General features: G+C 66.9%; 15 protein-coding genes. All 15 read left to right on the forward strand.

Going from position 1 to position 16,288, the window contains the following annotated elements:
* Positions 1-246: 246 nt before the first annotated feature.
* The 15 genes from ACYVKR_RS07465 to mnhG all read left to right on the forward strand — a co-directional run bounded on the left by ACYVKR_RS07465 (position 247) and on the right by mnhG (position 16,283).
* Positions 247-534, forward strand: coding sequence for an SWIB/MDM2 domain-containing protein (locus ACYVKR_RS07465; protein WP_460480183.1), 288 nt, complete (start codon positions 247-249; stop codon positions 532-534).
* A 443-nt stretch (positions 535-977) separates the two neighbouring features.
* Positions 978-3,116 carry a TonB-dependent receptor gene (locus ACYVKR_RS07470; RefSeq protein WP_460480671.1) on the forward strand — a complete coding sequence of 713 codons (2,139 nt, stop codon included), beginning with the start codon at positions 978-980 and terminating at the stop codon, positions 3,114-3,116.
* Between the two features lie 13 nt (positions 3,117-3,129).
* Complete coding sequence (locus tag ACYVKR_RS07475) at positions 3,130-3,819, forward strand: PKHD-type hydroxylase (protein ID WP_460480184.1); 690 nt, start codon at positions 3,130-3,132, stop codon at positions 3,817-3,819.
* A gap of 149 nt (positions 3,820-3,968) precedes the next feature.
* Positions 3,969-5,090, forward strand: coding sequence for an alpha-hydroxy acid oxidase (locus tag ACYVKR_RS07480; RefSeq protein ID WP_460480185.1), 1,122 nt, complete (start codon positions 3,969-3,971; stop codon positions 5,088-5,090).
* A gap of 380 nt (positions 5,091-5,470) precedes the next feature.
* Positions 5,471-7,537, forward strand: coding sequence for an IPTL-CTERM sorting domain-containing protein (locus ACYVKR_RS07485; protein ID WP_460480186.1), 2,067 nt, complete (start codon positions 5,471-5,473; stop codon positions 7,535-7,537).
* Between the two features lie 192 nt (positions 7,538-7,729).
* The gene (locus ACYVKR_RS07490; RefSeq protein WP_460480187.1) at positions 7,730-8,008 is read left to right on the forward strand and encodes a (2Fe-2S)-binding protein; all 279 of its coding nucleotides are present in this window, start codon (positions 7,730-7,732) and stop codon (positions 8,006-8,008) included.
* 95 nt (positions 8,009-8,103) lie between these two features.
* On the forward strand, positions 8,104-8,802 hold the full coding sequence (locus tag ACYVKR_RS07495; protein ID WP_460480188.1) for an energy transducer TonB: 699 nt from the start codon (positions 8,104-8,106) through the stop codon (positions 8,800-8,802).
* Between the two features lie 15 nt (positions 8,803-8,817).
* Positions 8,818-9,537 (forward strand): MotA/TolQ/ExbB proton channel family protein, encoded by a 720-nt coding sequence (locus ACYVKR_RS07500; RefSeq protein ID WP_460480189.1) that lies wholly within the window; start codon positions 8,818-8,820, stop codon positions 9,535-9,537.
* A 2-nt stretch (positions 9,538-9,539) separates the two neighbouring features.
* Entirely contained in the window at positions 9,540-9,950 is a 411-nt protein-coding gene (locus ACYVKR_RS07505) for an ExbD/TolR family protein (protein ID WP_460480190.1), read from the forward strand.
* 179 nt (positions 9,951-10,129) lie between these two features.
* A complete protein-coding gene (locus ACYVKR_RS07510; RefSeq protein WP_460480191.1) occupies positions 10,130-13,075 on the forward strand; it encodes a monovalent cation/H+ antiporter subunit A in 2,946 nt (981 codons plus the stop codon).
* Entirely contained in the window at positions 13,075-13,440 is a 366-nt protein-coding gene (locus ACYVKR_RS07515; RefSeq protein ID WP_460480192.1) for a cation:proton antiporter subunit C, read from the forward strand. The genes ACYVKR_RS07510 and ACYVKR_RS07515 overlap by 1 nt, the downstream gene beginning before the upstream one ends.
* The gene (locus ACYVKR_RS07520; protein ID WP_460480193.1) at positions 13,440-15,152 is read left to right on the forward strand and encodes a monovalent cation/H+ antiporter subunit D; all 1,713 of its coding nucleotides are present in this window, start codon (positions 13,440-13,442) and stop codon (positions 15,150-15,152) included. Before ACYVKR_RS07515 ends, ACYVKR_RS07520 begins: the two co-directional genes overlap by 1 nt.
* Positions 15,149-15,640 (forward strand): Na+/H+ antiporter subunit E, encoded by a 492-nt coding sequence (locus tag ACYVKR_RS07525; protein ID WP_460480194.1) that lies wholly within the window; start codon positions 15,149-15,151, stop codon positions 15,638-15,640. Before ACYVKR_RS07520 ends, ACYVKR_RS07525 begins: the two co-directional genes overlap by 4 nt.
* The gene (locus ACYVKR_RS07530) at positions 15,637-15,915 is read left to right on the forward strand and encodes a cation:proton antiporter subunit F (RefSeq protein ID WP_460480195.1); all 279 of its coding nucleotides are present in this window, start codon (positions 15,637-15,639) and stop codon (positions 15,913-15,915) included. The genes ACYVKR_RS07525 and ACYVKR_RS07530 overlap by 4 nt, the downstream gene beginning before the upstream one ends.
* Positions 15,912-16,283, forward strand: coding sequence for a monovalent cation/H(+) antiporter subunit G (gene mnhG, locus ACYVKR_RS07535; RefSeq protein ID WP_460480196.1), 372 nt, complete (start codon positions 15,912-15,914; stop codon positions 16,281-16,283). Before ACYVKR_RS07530 ends, mnhG begins: the two co-directional genes overlap by 4 nt.
* Positions 16,284-16,288 lie beyond the last annotated feature (5 nt).

Consider the following 16,288-nt stretch of genomic DNA (forward strand, 5'->3'; position numbering starts at 1 on the left):
GACGCTGCCTCGCAGCGGCGCCCGCTGCATAGCTGGTGGCAAACAATGGATAAAAATCAATAGCTTGCGGGAAAACACCGAGTTTGCGGCATCCGACAACAATGGTTAGCCGCCCGGCAAACGCAACATTTCGAGGCAAAAAAACGCCTCCCTGCCTTGGAAACCCCCGGGTTTACCGTTAGCATGCGTCCAACCAGCGGAGGGACTCTCCACCTGGCGAGACAACTGTTCACAAGGAATCCAACCATGGCAACTGCATCCAAGACCACTGCTCCTGCAAAAAAGCGCACCCCGAACGCCGCCTTCATGAAGCCGCTGACCCCCAGCCCCGCGCTGGCAGCTGTGGTCGGCGCTGCGCCGCTGCCCCGTACCGAAATCATCAGCAAGCTGTGGACGTACATCAAGGCCCACAACCTGCAGGACGCCGCCAACAAGCGCATGATCAATGCCGACGCCAAGCTGAAGGAAGTCTTCGGCAAGCCCCAGGTCTCGATGTTCGAGATGGCCGGCCTGATCGGCAAGCACGTCAAGTAAGCTACAGGCAAGCAACGGCGCGCACACTACCGCGCGCGGTTCTCCCTCCCAAGCTGGCACTCTGCCGGCTTTTTTTTTCGCCCGCCGCACGCTGCGGCCGGGCCACACCTCCCCGCCCCCCTCCCCCGCCACCTGCCTGGCTTGTGAAAAAACCGGGCTGAATGTGTCCAATATGTTGCAAATACACGTCAAAAGAATACGAATCGTTATCATTTGACTTATTATTGCTCCCCGCACAGAGACCATCACCAGACAAGCCGGACCGGGTCCGGCTTGTCCGTGCACCCCCACGACGGGATACGTTCCGTCCGCACCGAATTTCTTTCCTCTCTTGGAGCATCACCTTGACAAACCGTAGCCGCCACCGTGGCCGCGCCACGCGCCCCAGCGCCGTGGTCCACTCCCCCGTCGCCGACAAGGCTGTCCTTCCGCTGGGCGCGCTGATGCTCGCCGCCTCGGTCGGCAGCTGGGCGCAGTCCGCCCCGGCCGCACCCGAAACCACGCTGGGCACGGTGACCGTCAAGGAAGCCGCCGAAGTCCAGAGCAAGGACACGCTGCTGCGCAAGAAAACCACGGTGGGCAAGGGCGAGCAGGACATCAAGGACATCCCCCAGTCGGTGACCGTGTTCACCGAGAAGCTGATGAGCGACCGCAACCACGACGACTTCCGCGACGTGCTGCGCAGCACCGCGGGCGTGACCTTCCAGGCCGGCGAAACCGGCGAAGAGGACGTGCGCCTGCGCGGCTTCTCGCTGGGCCAGGCCGGCGACATCTACGTGGACGGCATGCGCGATGCGCCGCTGTACGAGCGCGACACCTTCAACCTCGACCGCGTCGAAGTGCTCAAGGGATCGGCCTCGATGCTGTTCGGCAAGGGCTCCACTGGCGGTGTGGTCAACCAGGTGAACAAGTCGCCGCTGCTGATTGACCAGCACGAGGCTTCCTACATGTTCGGCACGGGCAAGGACCACCGCGCCACCGGTGACTTCAACTTCGTCACCGGCGAGAACGCCGCGCTGCGCCTGAACGTGATGGCGGAGAACCACGACAACTACGGCGCCTTCCAGCGCAAGCGCGGCATCGCGCCCACGTTCGCCTGGGGCATCGGCACGCGCGACGAGTTCTCGGTGGGCCTGTACTACCTCGACATCGACGGCCGCCCGAGCTACAACCACCCGTGGCTGACGCAGAACGGCCGCATCATCCCGACGCTGCCGGCCAAGAACTTCTACGGTCTCAACAGCGACCACCTCGACACCTCGGCCAAGTACGTGACGCTGGGCCACACGCACCGCTTCGACGACGGCGGCGAGCTGAAGACCCGCCTGCGCTACGGCAAGTACTCGCGTGACCTGCTGGCCAGCACCATCGGCTTCGCCGCGGCGACGCGCCCCACCGTCATCTCGGACATCACCGACTCCACGGTGCTGACCCGTGGCTCCAAGGGCCGCATCGGCTACACCGAGATGACCCAGCTGCAGAGCGACTACACGAACCGCTTCAACCTGGGCGGCATGCAGCACGACATCATCGCGGGCTTCGACTTCTACCACGACGACGCCGAGCGCAACAACAACGTCACCAACCCCACGTCCCGCCCCAACACCAGCGTGGGCACGCCCAACAACGGCGACTGGGTGGCGGACGGCCGCGGCGACATCGCCTACAACACCTTCAAGGCGCGCAGCCTGGGCCTGTACCTGCAGGACACCATGGCGCTGACCCAGACCCTGAAGCTGGTGGGCGGCCTGCGCTTCGACCACTTCAAGGCCTCGTACCGCAATGCGGACGGCTCGCTGAGCAACGAACGCTCGGACGGCCTGTGGAGCCCGCGCGTCGGCCTGATCTTCCAGCCTGACAGCGCCAGCTCGTACTATGTGTCGTACGGCCAGTCGTACAACACCTCGGCCGACACCTACCAGTACGGCGTCAGCGTCAGCAACGGCACCAACCGCGCAGTGAACACGGCGCCGGAAAAGAGCCGCAACATCGAAGTCGGCGGCAAGTGGGAACTGGCCGAAGGCCGTGCGCTGGTCGGCGTCGCCGCCTTCTACAGCGAGAAGTACAACGAGCGCAACACCGACCCCGACACCACCGCCACGCAGGAGCTGCTCTCCGGCAAGCGCCACGCCGCGGGCATGGAGTTCAACTTCGCCGGCCGCATCACGCCGCAGTGGGAACTGTTCTGGAACCACACCTGGATTCCTGAAGCCAAGATCGACGAGAGCAACGTGGCTCTGAACGCCGCCGGCACCGGCGCGCAGGTCCAGGGCGACCGCCCCGGCCTGACGCCCAAGCAGAGCGGCAGCCTCTGGACCACCTACGCCATCACGCCCCAGATCCGCGTGGGCGGCGGCCTGAACTACCGTGGCGCGCAAAGCCCCGATGGCGCACGCCACCTGACCGCGGCCGGCTTCACCACCTTCGACGCGATGGCCGAGTACCGCTTCGACCAGAAGACGACGCTGCAGCTGAACGTGAAGAACCTGAGCAACAAGCTGTACGCCGACACGCTGTACCGCGGCTTCTACTCGCCGGGCGCTCCCCGCGCCGTGCAGCTGACGCTGAAGACCCGCTTCTGATATCGTCCCCTGTATGTTCCTGCACCTGCGTAACATCCTGACTCCCGAGGAGCTGTCCGGCATCCGGACGGCCCTGGCCGAACAAGCCGTGTGGAACGACGGTGCGCGCAGTGCAGGCCAGCAGGCCCAGACACAGAAGCACAACCAGCAGCTGGCGCAGGACACCCCGCTGTCCCGTCAACTGCAGGCGCTGGTCGTCAATGCCGTCCAGCGCGATCCCGTCTTCTTTGCCGCAGCGCTGCCCAAGCGCATCTACAACCCGCTGTTCAACCGCTACGGCGGCGAGTCGAACCATTACGGCTCGCACATCGACGGCGCCGTGCTGCGCTCGCAATCCACCCAGCAATGGGTGCGCACCGACATCTCCTGCACCCTCTTCCTGAGCGAACCCGACGAGTACGACGGCGGCGAGCTCGAGATCCAGGAAGGCCTCGCGCCGCAGCGCGTCAAGCTGGCCGCCGGCGACCTGGTGCTGTACCCCGGCACCACCGTCCACCAGGTGCGCCCGGTGACGCGCGGCACCCGCCTGGCCAGCTTCTTCTGGGTCGAAAGCATGGTGCGCTCGCTCGAGCAGCGCCGCCTGCTCTTCGACATGGACCAGCACCTGGTGCAACTGCGCCAGACCCTGGGCGAGGCCGACCCTTCCGTGCTGGCACTGGTGGGCACCTACCACAACCTGCTGCGCATGTGGGCCGACTGCTGACGCCCAGCACCCCTGCCTTCCCCCAGGCACTTCATTTTTGATAGCTGCCCCCGCTTGCCCGGCCTCACACCTAATATAGATTTCATTGAAATCCGATATGCACCAAGCGCGGGCAGCTACTTTTTTTGAAGTACCGCTACCATAGCCGCATGCAGCTCCCCAGCCCCACCTTGCAGCCCATCCCGGCGGACATCGTCAACCTCGCTGACTACGAGCGCCACGCCCGCGAGCGGCTCGACGCCAACGCCTGGGCCTACTTTGCCGGCGGCGCGGGCGATGAGCAGACCCTGGCCGCCAACCAGCAGGCCTGGCAGCAACTGGCGCTGCTGCCGCGCGTGCTGCGGCCGCTGGCCGGCGGCCACACCCGCACCACGCTGCTCGGCCGCGAGCTGCTGCACCCGATCCTCGCCGCGCCCATGGCCTTTCTGCGCCTCGCCGAAGACAGTGGCGAGATCGGCCTGGCCTACGCCTGCGCCGCGATGGGCGCGGGCCTCGTCGCCAGCACCCAGGCCAGCCTGCCGCTCGAAGCCATCGCCGCCACCTGCCTGCAGGACGCCGCGCGCGGGCCGTTGTGGTTTCAGATGTACCTGCAGCATGACCGCGGCTTCAACCGCGAGCTGCTGCAGCGCGTGGAAGCCGCCGGCTACGAGGCCGTCGTCGTCACCGTCGATGCGCCCACCAGCGGCGTGCGTGACCGTGAGCGGCGCGCACAGTTCAGGCTCCCGCCCGGCATGGCGGCCGTCAACCTGCAAGGGCTGCCGCCACTGCCAACCGTGGCGCTCAATCCACAGCAAAGCCCGCTGTTCGACAGCCTGCTGCGCCATGCGCCCACCTGGGAAGACATCGCCTGGCTGCAGGAGCAGACCCGGCTGCCGGTGCTGCTCAAGGGCATCACCCACCCGGCGGATGCGCGCGAGGCGCAGCGCCTGCAAGTGGCGGGCCTCATCTGCTCCAACCACGGCGGCCGCACGCTGGACACCATGCCTGCCACCGCCCGCCTGCTGCCGGCCGTGGTGCAGGCCGTGCAGGGCGATATGCCGGTGCTGGTGGACGGCGGCATCCGCCGCGGCACCGACGTGCTCAAGGCGCTGGCCCTGGGCGCCAGCGCCGTGCTGGTCGGGCGCCCGCTGGCCTGGGGACTGGCCACGGCCGGCGCCGCCGGCGTGGCCCATGTGCTGCGCCTGCTGCGCGACGAACTGGAAGCCGCCATGGCCCTCACCGGCTGCCGCACGCTGGCGGATATCTCGGCCGACCTGCTGCTGCGCGACTGACTCCATCGCTCCTCTGTGGCTCGGACGCAGCGCTGGCCCATAAATTAAATTTCAAAATACCTTATTTAAAATAAGAATAACAAATCAAAAACAACAGCAATCGAAGCCATTCCAACCATTGAGTGCTGCTTTATCTTCGACCAGGTATTTTGTGGAATCCCATATATATCAATAACCATATCATTTCGATGCGCACGCAATTAATCAAGCAAAAACAATGACTTGATTAATAAACAATGGTATATGGCAATGTCATTTTCTGCACCTATCGCTGCCATTGAATCTACCCTTCACCGTTGAGAAATCCGGCCCTCAAATGTCAACGAATTGTGACTTATCATGAATTTGGAGACATATTCCTTCTATAGGGAGAGGTAGACATGAGAGCCATTTTTCATCGCTTGCGGCTCGCGCCCTTGCTTCGCCACTGGCCGGCAGTCCTCGGTCTGGCCTTGCTCGGGACCGCACTGCCTTCGCAGGCCCAGACCGCCACGGCCGGGCAGTTGGTCATCAGCGAGTTCCGGGTGCGGGGCCCGAACGGCGCCAACGACGAGTACATCGTCATCCAGAACCTGAGCGGGGCCGACCATACGGTGACCTCGGCCAGCGGCACCGGCTACGGCGTGGCCGCCTCGGATGGCACCACCCGCTTCAGCATTCCCAACGGCACGGTGATTCCCAACCAGGGCTACTACCTGGGCGTCAACAGCGTGGGCTATTCGCTGGCGTCCTATCCCGCAGGCAACGGCACGACGGCCACCGGCGATGCCACCTGGACCACCGACATCCCCGACAACGCAGGCATCGCGATCTTCAACAACAACACCGGCGGGGGCAGCTATGTGCTGGCCAACCGCCTCGATGCCGTGGGCTCGACCTCCGAGGCCAATACGCTCTACAAGGAAGGCACGGGCTATCCGGCGCTCGTCCCCTTCTCCATCGACTATGCCTTCGTGCGCGACCGCTGCGGCAAGGGCGGCAGCATCACCACCATGGGGCCATGCCCCAGCGATGGCGCGGTGATGGACACCAACAACAACGCGGCAGACTTCATCTTCGTGGATACCAACGGCACCAGCGCCGGCGCGGGCCAGCGCCTGGGCGCACCGTCGCCGCACAACCTCTCCAGCCCGATGACCCTGCGGCCGGTCGGCGGCTTCGCCACGGCTCTGCTCGATACCTGCGCGGCCACGGCAGCGCCCCCCAACCTGGTGCGCGACTTCACCAGCGACCCGCCCAACAACTCGACCTTCGGCACCCTGGACTTCCGCCGCACCTTCATCAACAACTCCGGCGGCAACATCACCCGCCTGCGCTTCCGCATCATCGACCTGACCACCTTCCCGGCCCCCAGCGGCATCGCCGACCTGCGGCCGCGCACCTCATCGGCCGTCGTCGTCACCGTGGACCGCCCACCCTGCGGCTCTGGCACCAGCAATGTCACCGTGAATGGCACGACGCTGGAACAGCCGCCCAGCCAGCCGAACGGCGGCGGCTTCAACTCCACGCTGTCCGCCGGCACGGTCACGCTGGCCACGCCAATCGCGAATGGCGCCAGCATCGACCTGCGCTTCCTGCTCGGCATCCAGCAGACAGGTGCCTACAAGTTCAAGGTGCTGGTGGAAGCTCTGCCCCAGGGCGGTGGTGGCGATGTGGGCTTGCAGGTGGTCAATTTCGAGGGTGCCACCGACAACCCCTCGGTCACCATCAATCAGGCCGTGGGCCAGAGCGACCCGACCAGCACCTCCCCCATCAACTTCACGGCCGTGTTTGACCGCTCCGTGACCGGCTTCACCAACGCCGATGTCCAGCTGTCCGGCACGGCAGGCGCCACCACCGCCGTGGTCACCGGCGGGCCGACCACCTACAACATTGCCGTATCGGGCATGACCGGCAATGGAACCGTGATTGCCACAATCCCTTCAGGTGTGGCCACCGATGGCGTCACCACGAACATTGCCTCGACCAGCACGGACAACAGCGTGGACTTCAACAATCCGCCGCCTACGGTCACGATCAACCAGGCCATCGGGCAGGCGGATTCGGCAGCGACGTCGCCCATCAACTTCACGGTGACCTTCAGCGAGGAAGTGACGGGATTCACGGACGCCGACGTCCAGCTGTCCGGCACGGCCGGAGCCACCACGGCGGTCGTCACCGGGGGGCCGCTCACGTTCAACGTGGCCGTGTCGGGCATGACGACCGGCGGCACCGTCATCGCCACCATCCCGGCCGGAGCCGCCGTGGACCTTGGCGGAGGCCAGAGCCTGGCCTCCACCAGCACTGACAACAGCGTGACCTGGGCTCCGGGCGAGCCTCCCGGGCCGCAGAACCCTGGTCCGGCCAAACCGATCCCGGCATTGTCGGCCTGGATGCTGGCCGCGCTCACCGCTGGCCTCGCCCTGCTGGTAGGGGCCCAGCGCCGCCGCAGGGAACAGCGAACCTGAGCGACTTCTGCCATCCCGCCCATCGAGGCCCTCGTTCCTGCAACGGGGGCCTCGTTGCTTTTCCACCCGGCGGGGAAGCTGCGCAACCGCCCCAATGGCCCTACCGCCAAATAGCTATTGCAAATGCGAAGAATTCTTATTTATAATCACCCCATCGTAATTCACCAGCCAGCCAACGCTGCTTGACCCGCCATGATCGTCTGTGTATGCCGCCGCGTCTCTGACCGCGAAATTGCACGCCACGCGCATGCCGGGATGACGTTCGACGAGATCCAGTTCGAGCTGGGTGTCGGTCTGCAATGCGGATGCTGCGAAGGCTGCGCCCGCGATGTGGTCGAACAGTGCAGCGCATCGCGCCCGGTGGCCGCCTTGCACAACGAGGCCCAGGCCACCTCTCAGCCGATCCAGCTTGCCACAGTCATCACTGAAAGCAAAGCATGGAACTCTTCGTCGCGCTTGTTGGCAGCCTGATCCTGGTGGCCGTTTCCGCCTGGTGGATTTTTCAAGAATAAGCCAAGGATCCCGACCGCGGGCAAAGGCCTGGCCCTTTGCCCCAGCTTCTCCCCATGTCCCAACCTGAACGTTTTGCCCCGCAGGACACTGCCGGCCGCAACCTGGCTGTCGCCGCCTCGGTGCTGACGCTGCATGTGGCCGGCCTGTGGGCCTTGAACTCGGGCCTGCTCAAGACCCACGCCATGGAGCTGCCGCAGCCCAAGCCGGTGATGGTGGAGCTGATCGCGCCCGAGCCGCCCAAGCTCGAGCCGCCACCGCCGCCTCCCGCGCCCAAGCCGCCGAAACCGCAGCCCGCGCCGCCCAAGCCCGTGCCCAAGCCCGCACCGGCGCCCAAGCCGCTGCCCGTGGCCAAGGCGCCGCCGGCGCCCAATGCGCCCGTGGTCGCGGCCGAGCCGCCGGCACCGCCACCGGCGCCGCCCGCACCACCCGCGCCGCCGCCTGCTCCCCCGGCCCCGCCGGCACCGCCCGCGGTGCAGCTGCCGTCGAGCAATGCGGCCTACCTCAAGAACCCTGCGCCGGTCTATCCTGCGATCAGCCGTCGCATGAACGAGCAGGGCAAGGTGCTGGTGCGCGTCTTCGTCGACGAGCACGGCGACCCCAAGCAGGTCGAGCTCAAGCAGTCCAGCGGCTTCGACCGGCTGGACAACGCAGCGCTGGACGCCGTGCGGCGCTGGCGCTTCAAGCCGGGCACCGTCAACGGCGAGCCCAAGGCCATGTGGAACAACGTTCCCATCAATTTCGTACTCGAATAAATCGCAGGAGTTTTCATGGAATCGCAATTCGGCATCTCCCACGTCTGGACCCAGGGAGACTTCGTTACCCGGGCCGTCGCCATCATCCTGATCGCCATGTCGCTGGCCTCGTGGATCGTCATCCTGGTCAAGGCCCTGGACGTCATGCGCTTCAAGAAATACGCCCGGGGCGCGCAGCAGTTCTGGCACAGCGCGGACTTCGCCGCCGGCCTGGATGCGCTGGGCCAGCAGAGCGACAACCCGTTCCGCCAGATCGCGCTGGAAGGCCGCGAGGCCACCGCCCACCACCGCAAGACGGCCGAGCACCTGCACGACTCGCTGGACGTGAGCGACTGGGTCACGCGCTGCCTGCGCAACAGCATCGACGAATTCACCGCGCGCATCCAGTCGGGCCTGGCCGTGCTGGCGTCGGTGGGCTCCACCGCGCCGTTCATAGGCCTGTTCGGCACCGTCTGGGGCATCTACCACGCGCTGGTGGCGATCGGCGCATCGGGCCAGTCCACCATCGACAAGGTGGCCGGCCCGATCGGCGAGGCGCTGATCATGACGGCGCTGGGCCTGGCCGTGGCCATTCCCGCCGTGCTGGGCTACAACGCGCTGGTGCGCGGCAACAAGTCGGTGCTGGGCCAGCTCAACAGCTTCGCCCATGACCTGCATGCCTTCTTCGTGACCGGCGCCCGCCTGAACGTGGGCGCAGGCAACGCCAACGTCACCCCGCTGAAGAAAGGCGCCTGACCATGGCCTTCGGAACCCAGGACGAAGCCGACGAGGTGATGAACGAGATCAACATGACGCCGCTGGTCGACGTCATGCTGGTGCTGCTCATCATCTTCATCATCACCGTGCCGGTGATGAAGCAGGCCGTCAACATCGACCTGCCCCGCGCCGCCGCCACGCCGGAAGAGCCCAAGCCGGACACCATCCAGCTCGCGGTGCAGGCCGACGGCAGCTACAACTGGAACAGCACCCCGATCTCGGACGACGAGCTCGAGAGCCGCCTCCAGGCCGAGGCCGCCAAGACCCCGCCGCCCGAGCTGCACATCCGCGGCGACAAGAGCGTGCGCTACGAGAAGGTGGCCCAGGCCATGGCCGCGGCCCAGCGCGCCGGCGTGCACAAGATCGGCTTCATCACCGACCAGCCCCGCTAATAGTTTCCGCCACAAACAGCTTCCAAATCGATAGCTGCCAGCGCTTACCAGATAAGCGCTGGCAGCTTTTTTTATCTATTTTTTGGCCTCCCGCCGCGTTCCAGGCAGCAAAAATATCCTGCAACTGCTCAGGTTTCCATAGCACCAAGCGCCGGGTGCATTTGTAAAATCATCGGAGCATGGCCCTTTCCTACCTCGTCCTCCTCCCCTTCATCGGCAGCGTCGTGGCCGGGCTGCTGCCCGCCAACGCGCGCAACGCCGAATCCACGCTCGCCGGGCTGATCAGCCTGTTCTGCGCCTACCAGGTGGCGATGCTGTTTCCGGAGGTGGTGGATGGCGGCGTGGTGCGGCAGTACACGCCCTGGCTGGGCGACCTGGGACTGAACCTGCACTACCGCATGGACGGCTTCGCCTGGATGTTCTCCATGCTGGTGCTGGGCATAGGCAGCCTGGTCGTGCTGTACGCGCGCTACTACATGTCGCAGGCCGATCCGGTGCCGCGCTTCTTCTCGTTCTTCCTGGCCTTCATGGGCTCGATGATGGGCGTGGTGCTGTCGGGCAACCTGATCCAGCTCGTGTTCTTCTGGGAGCTGACCAGCCTCTTTTCCTTCCTGCTGATCGGCTACTGGCACCACCGCAAGGACGCACGCCGCGGCGCGCGCATGGCGCTCACGGTGACCGGCACCGGCGGCCTGTGCATGCTGGCGGGCGTGCTGATCCTCGGCCACGTCGCGGGCAGCTACGAGCTCGACCAGGTGCTGGCCGCCGGGCAGCAGGTGCGGGACAGCACCCTGTACCCGGTGCTGCTGGTGCTGATCCTGCTGGGCGCGCTCACCAAGAGCGCGCAGTTTCCCTTCCATTTCTGGCTGCCCCGCGCGATGGCGGCGCCCACGCCGGTGTCGGCCTACCTGCACTCGGCCACCATGGTCAAGGCCGGCGTGTTCCTGATGGCCCGGCTGTGGCCGGTGCTGAGCGGCACGCCCGAGTGGTTCTGGATCGTCGGCGGCGCCGGCGCCATCACGCTACTGCTGGGCGGCTACATCGCCATGTTCCAGCACGACCTCAAGGGGCTGCTCGCCTATTCGACGATCTCGCACCTGGGCCTGATCACGCTGCTGCTGGGCCTGAACAGCCCGCTGGCCGCGGTGGCCGCGGTGTTCCACATCATGAACCATGCCACCTTCAAGGCCTCGCTGTTCATGGCCGCCGGCATCGTGGATCACGAATCGGGCACGCGCGACATCCGGCGCCTGTCGGGCCTCAAGACCATGATGCCGGTCACCGCCACGCTGGCCATGGTGGCCAGTGCCGCGATGGCCGGCGTGCCGCTGCTCAACGGCTTCCTCTCGAAGGAGATGTTCTTCGCCGAGACGGTGTACATCAACACCACGCCGCTGCTGTCCATCGCGCTGCCCGTGGCCGCCACGCTGGCGGGCATCTTCAGCGTGGCGTACTCGCTGCGCTTCACCGCCGATGTGTTCTTCGGCCCGCCGGCCACTGACCTGCCGCACACGCCGCACGAGCCGCCGCACTGGATGCGGGTGCCGGTCGAGCTGCTGGTGCTGACCTGCCTGGTGGTGGGCATCTTCCCGGCCTGGTCGGTGGGGCGCTTCCTGAACGCGGCCGCGATGCCGGTCGTCGGCGGCCAGCTGCCCGAGTTCAGCCTGGCGATCTGGCACGGTTTCAACGAGCCGCTGATCATGAGCCTGGTGGCCCTGGGCGGCGGCATCGCGCTGTACAGCGGCCTGCGCCGCCTGCGCAACCGTGGCCTGGTGGACGATGCGCCGGTGGCGCAGCGCTTCAACGGCCAGCGTGCCTATGAATGGGTGCTGGCGCTGGGCACCAATACCGGGCGCCACCTGCGCCGCCTGCTGGGCACTCGGCGCTGGCAATGGCAGGTGCTGTGGCTGCTGCTGACGGCGCTCATCACCGCCGCGCTGCCGCTGTTCATCCACGGCCTCAAGCTGGGCAACCGCGCGATGCAGCCGGTGTCGCCCGCCTTCGCCATCCTGTGGACCGTGGGCATCGCCAGCGCGCTGTCGGCCGCCTACCTGGCCAAGTACCATCGGCTGGCCGCGCTGGTCACGCTGGGCGCCGCCGGCCTGGCGAGCTGCATCACCTTCTCGTGGTTCTCGGCGCCCGACCTGGCGCTCACGCAGATCGTGGTCGAGGTCGTCACCACCGTGCTGCTGCTGCTGGGCCTGCGCTGGCTGCCCAAGCGCGACAAGAGCCTGGCGCCGGCATCGGCGCAGGGCGTGCTGGTCACGCTGCGCCGCTGGCGCGACCTGCTGATCGCTGCGGCGGCCGGCGGCGGCAGCGCCTGGCTGGCCTACGCGATGATGAGCCGCCCCTTCCCCGAAAGCACCTCCACCTTTTTCCTGGAGCAGGCGCTGCCGCAGGGCGGCGGCACCAACGTGGTGAACGTGATGCTGGTGGACTTCCGCGGCTTCGACACCTTCGGCGAGATCGTGGTGCTGGGCATCGTGGCACTCACCGTCTACGCGCTGCTGCGGCGCTTCCGCCCCGCGCCCGAGGCGCTCGACCTGCCCGAGCAGCAGCGCTTCCTGCCGGCCGACCTGCACACCGACCTGCTGGCCCCCCGCACCGCGACCGACACGGCCGTGGGCTACCTGATGGTGCCGGCCGTGCTGGTGCGCCTGCTGCTGCCGTTCGCGGCGGTGATCTCGATGTACATCTTCCTGCGCGGCCACAACGAGCCGGGCGGCGGCTTCGTCGCCGGCCTGGTGCTGTCCATCGGCCTGCTGCTGCAGTACATCGTCTCGGGCACGCAGTGGGTGGAGTCGCACCTGCCGATCTTTCCGCGCCGCTGGATCGCCGTCGGCCTGCTGTTTGCGCTGGGCACCGGCGTGGGCTCGTGGTACTTCGGCTATCCCTTCATGACCAGCCATGGCTGGCATGGCCACCTGCCGCTGTTCGGCGAGGTGCACATCGCCAGCGCGCTGTTCTTCGACATCGGCGTGTTCGCGCTGGTGGTGGGCTCCACGATGCTGCTGCTCACCGGCATCGCCCACCAATCGGTTCGGGGCTTCCGCCACCACGCCTCCCTGCATGACGGAGACGCCGGCGCGGCCGGCCTCTCCACCTCCGACGAAAGGATTGGATGATGGAGACCATTCTCGCCATCGCCATCGGCGTGCTCACAGGCTCGGGTGTCTGGCTGATCCTGCGCCCGCGTACCTTCCAGATCATCATGGGCCTGGCCATGCTGTCGTATGCGGTCAACCTCTTCATGTTCAGCATGGGCCGCGTGGGCCTGGCCATCGACCGTGAACCCATCTTGCAGCCCGGCGTGCCCACCGACCTGCTGCACTATGCCGATCCCATGCCCCAGGCGCTGGTGCTGACGGCCATCGTCATCGGCTTCGCCATGACCGCGCTGTTCCTGGTGGTGCTGCTGGCCTCGCGCGGCATGACCGGCACCGACCACGTGGACGGCAGCCGCTCCAACGACGTGCAGGAGATGCCTTGATGCTGCTTGACTGGAGCCAGGCCCTCATGCCGCACCTGCTGCTGGCGCCCATCCTGCTGCCCATGTTCACCGCGGCCTGCATGCTGCTGATGGGCGAGCAGCGCCAGCGCACCAAGCTGCTGATGAACCTGGGCTCGACCGCGCTCGGCCTGCTGGTGTCGGTGGTGCTGCTGCAGTGGAGCAACGCCGACGGCCAGGCCTCGGCCACCCAGGTCTACCTGGCCGGCAACTGGGCCGCGCCCTTCGGCATCACGCTGGTGCTCGACCGGGTCAGCGCGCTGATGCTGCTGACCACCAGCGTCGTGGCCACCTGCGCGGTGATCTATTCGGGCGCGCGCTGGCACCGCGCCGGCGTGCACTTCCACGTGCTGTTCCAGTTCCAGCTCATGGGGCTGGCCGGCGCCTTCCTCACCGGCGACCTGTTCAACCTGTTCGTGTTCTTCGAGATCATGCTGGCCGCGTCGTACGGCCTGGTGCTGCACGGCTCGGGCAAGGTGCGGGTGCAGAACGGCCTGCACTACATCGCCATCAACCTGGTGGCCTCGTCGCTATTCCTGCTCGGCGTGTCCATGCTGTACGGCATCACCGGCACGCTGAACATGGCCGACATGGCGCAGATCGTGCCCCACATCCAGCAAGCCGACCGCGGCCTGCTGCACACCGCCGCCGGCCTGATGGCCACGGCCTTCCTGGTCAAGGCCGCGGTCTGGCCGCTGAACTTCTGGCTGGTGCCGGCCTACAGCTCGTCCACCGCGCCGGTGGGCGCGATCTTCGCGGTGATGACCAAGGTAGGCCTCTACGTGATCCTGCGGCTGTGGACGCTGATGTTCAGCAGCGAGGCCGGCGACTCGGCCCTGTTCGGCAGCGCCTGGCTGGTGCTGGGGGGCCTGGCCACCATGACCTTCGGTGCCATCGGCATGCTGGGCTCGCAGCGCCTGGGCTACCTGGCGGGCTATGCGGCGCTGCTGTCCTCGGGCACGCTGCTGGCGGCGCTGGGCTTCGGGCAGAACCTGCTCACCGCCAGCCTGCTGTACTACCTGCCCAGCTCGACCTGGGCGGTGGCTGCGCTGTTCCTGCTGACCGACCTGATCGACCGCTGGCGCACCGAGGGCAGCAGCGTCGTGCGCTTCGGCGACGAGGAAGCCCCCTTCCTCACCCCCGAGCTGATGCCGCGCGAAGGCCTGAACCTCGACGAGGACGAGGAGGTGCTGATCGGCCGCGCCATCCCCGCCGCCATGGCCTTCCTCGGCCTGAGCTACCTGGCGTGCACCCTGGTCATCAGCGGCCTGCCGCCGCTGTCGGGCTTTGTCGGCAAGTTCGGCATGCTCAGCGCGCTGCTCAATCCGCTGGGCCTGGGCGCGTCGTCGGGCACCCAGCCCGGCGCGCTGGGCTGGCTCTTCATGGCCGCGATGATCGCCACCGGCCTGCTGGCGTCGATCGCGCTGGTGCGCGTGGGCATCCGCGAGTTCTGGTCCAGCGTCAGCCGCAGCGTGCCGCGGCTGCGCGTGCTGGAGGGCCTGCCCATCGCCGTGCTGCTGGCCTGCTGCGTCGGGCTCGTGCTCCAGGCCGGCGGCGTGATGCGCTTCACCCAGCGCGCGGCCCATGCCCTCTACTCGCCCGGCACCTATGTGCGCGCAGTGATGCAGAAGCACCCGGTGCCGGCGCCCGGCGCCAGCGCCGTCAAGGGCAGCGCCGAAGGAGGCCAGCCATGATCAAGCGCATTTTCCCCGCGCCGCTGCTGTCGCTCTTCATCTGCGCGCTCTGGCTGCTGGTGAACCGCTCGCTCAGCAGCGGCCATGTGGCGCTGGCCATCGTGTTCGCGCTGTTCATTCCGCTGCTCACGCGGGGCCTCAGGCCGCTGCCCGTGCGCATCCGGCACCCGCTGGTCATCGCGAGGCTGGCTGCGCGCATCGTGCGCGACACCACCGAATCCAACCTGGCCGTGCTGCGCCTGCTGCTGTCGCCGTCGGCCCGACTTCACCCCGGCCGCTTCGTGCATGTGCCGCTGCAGCTGCGCGACCCCAACGGCCTGGCCGTGCTGGCCATGATCGTGTGCATCACCCCGGGCACGGCCTGGGCCGAGATCGCGCGCGACCGCTCGATGCTGCTGCTGCATGTGCTGCAGGACGACGATCCCCAGTCGGTGATCGACCACATCAAGGCCCACTACGAACGCCCGCTGATGGAGATATTCGAATGAACCCCATCCTGAACTTCTGCACCCCGATCGCGCTGTTCATCCTGTTCCTGGCCATGGGCATCGCCATGGTGCGCCTGCTGCGCGGCCCGCAGGCGCAGGACCGCGTGCTGGCGCTGGACTGCATGTACCTCGTGGCCATGCTCGGCCTGCTGGTGCTGGGCATCCACTACGCCAGTGCCAACTATTTCGAGGCGGCGCTGCTGATCTCGCTGTTCGGCTTCGTCAGCTCCACCGCCATGGCCAAGTTCCTGCTGCGCGGCGAGGTGATCGAATGATCGAGGTCGCCCTCCCCGTCTGGGCCCAGGTCGCCGTGTCGGCGCTGGTGCTGTGCGGCGCGGTGATCGCGCTGCTGGGCGCGCTCGGCCTGTTCCGCCTGCCCACCTACTACCAGCGCGTGCATGCGCCGGCCGTCATCGCCACGCTGGGCTGCTGGTGCGTGGTCTGGGGCTCGGTGCTGTATTTCTCGCTGCAGACCGGCGCCATCGCCGGGCATGCGCTGCTGATCGCGATCTTCATCGCCGTCACTACGCCCATCACCACCATCTTCCTGATGCGGGCGGCGCTGTTCCGCGACCGGCGCATGGGCAAGAGCGTGCCGCCCAGCCTGAGCCGCATCGTGACCACCGACACCCCCGACGCCTGACCGCC

This window comes from Comamonas humi (genome assembly GCF_054782535.1).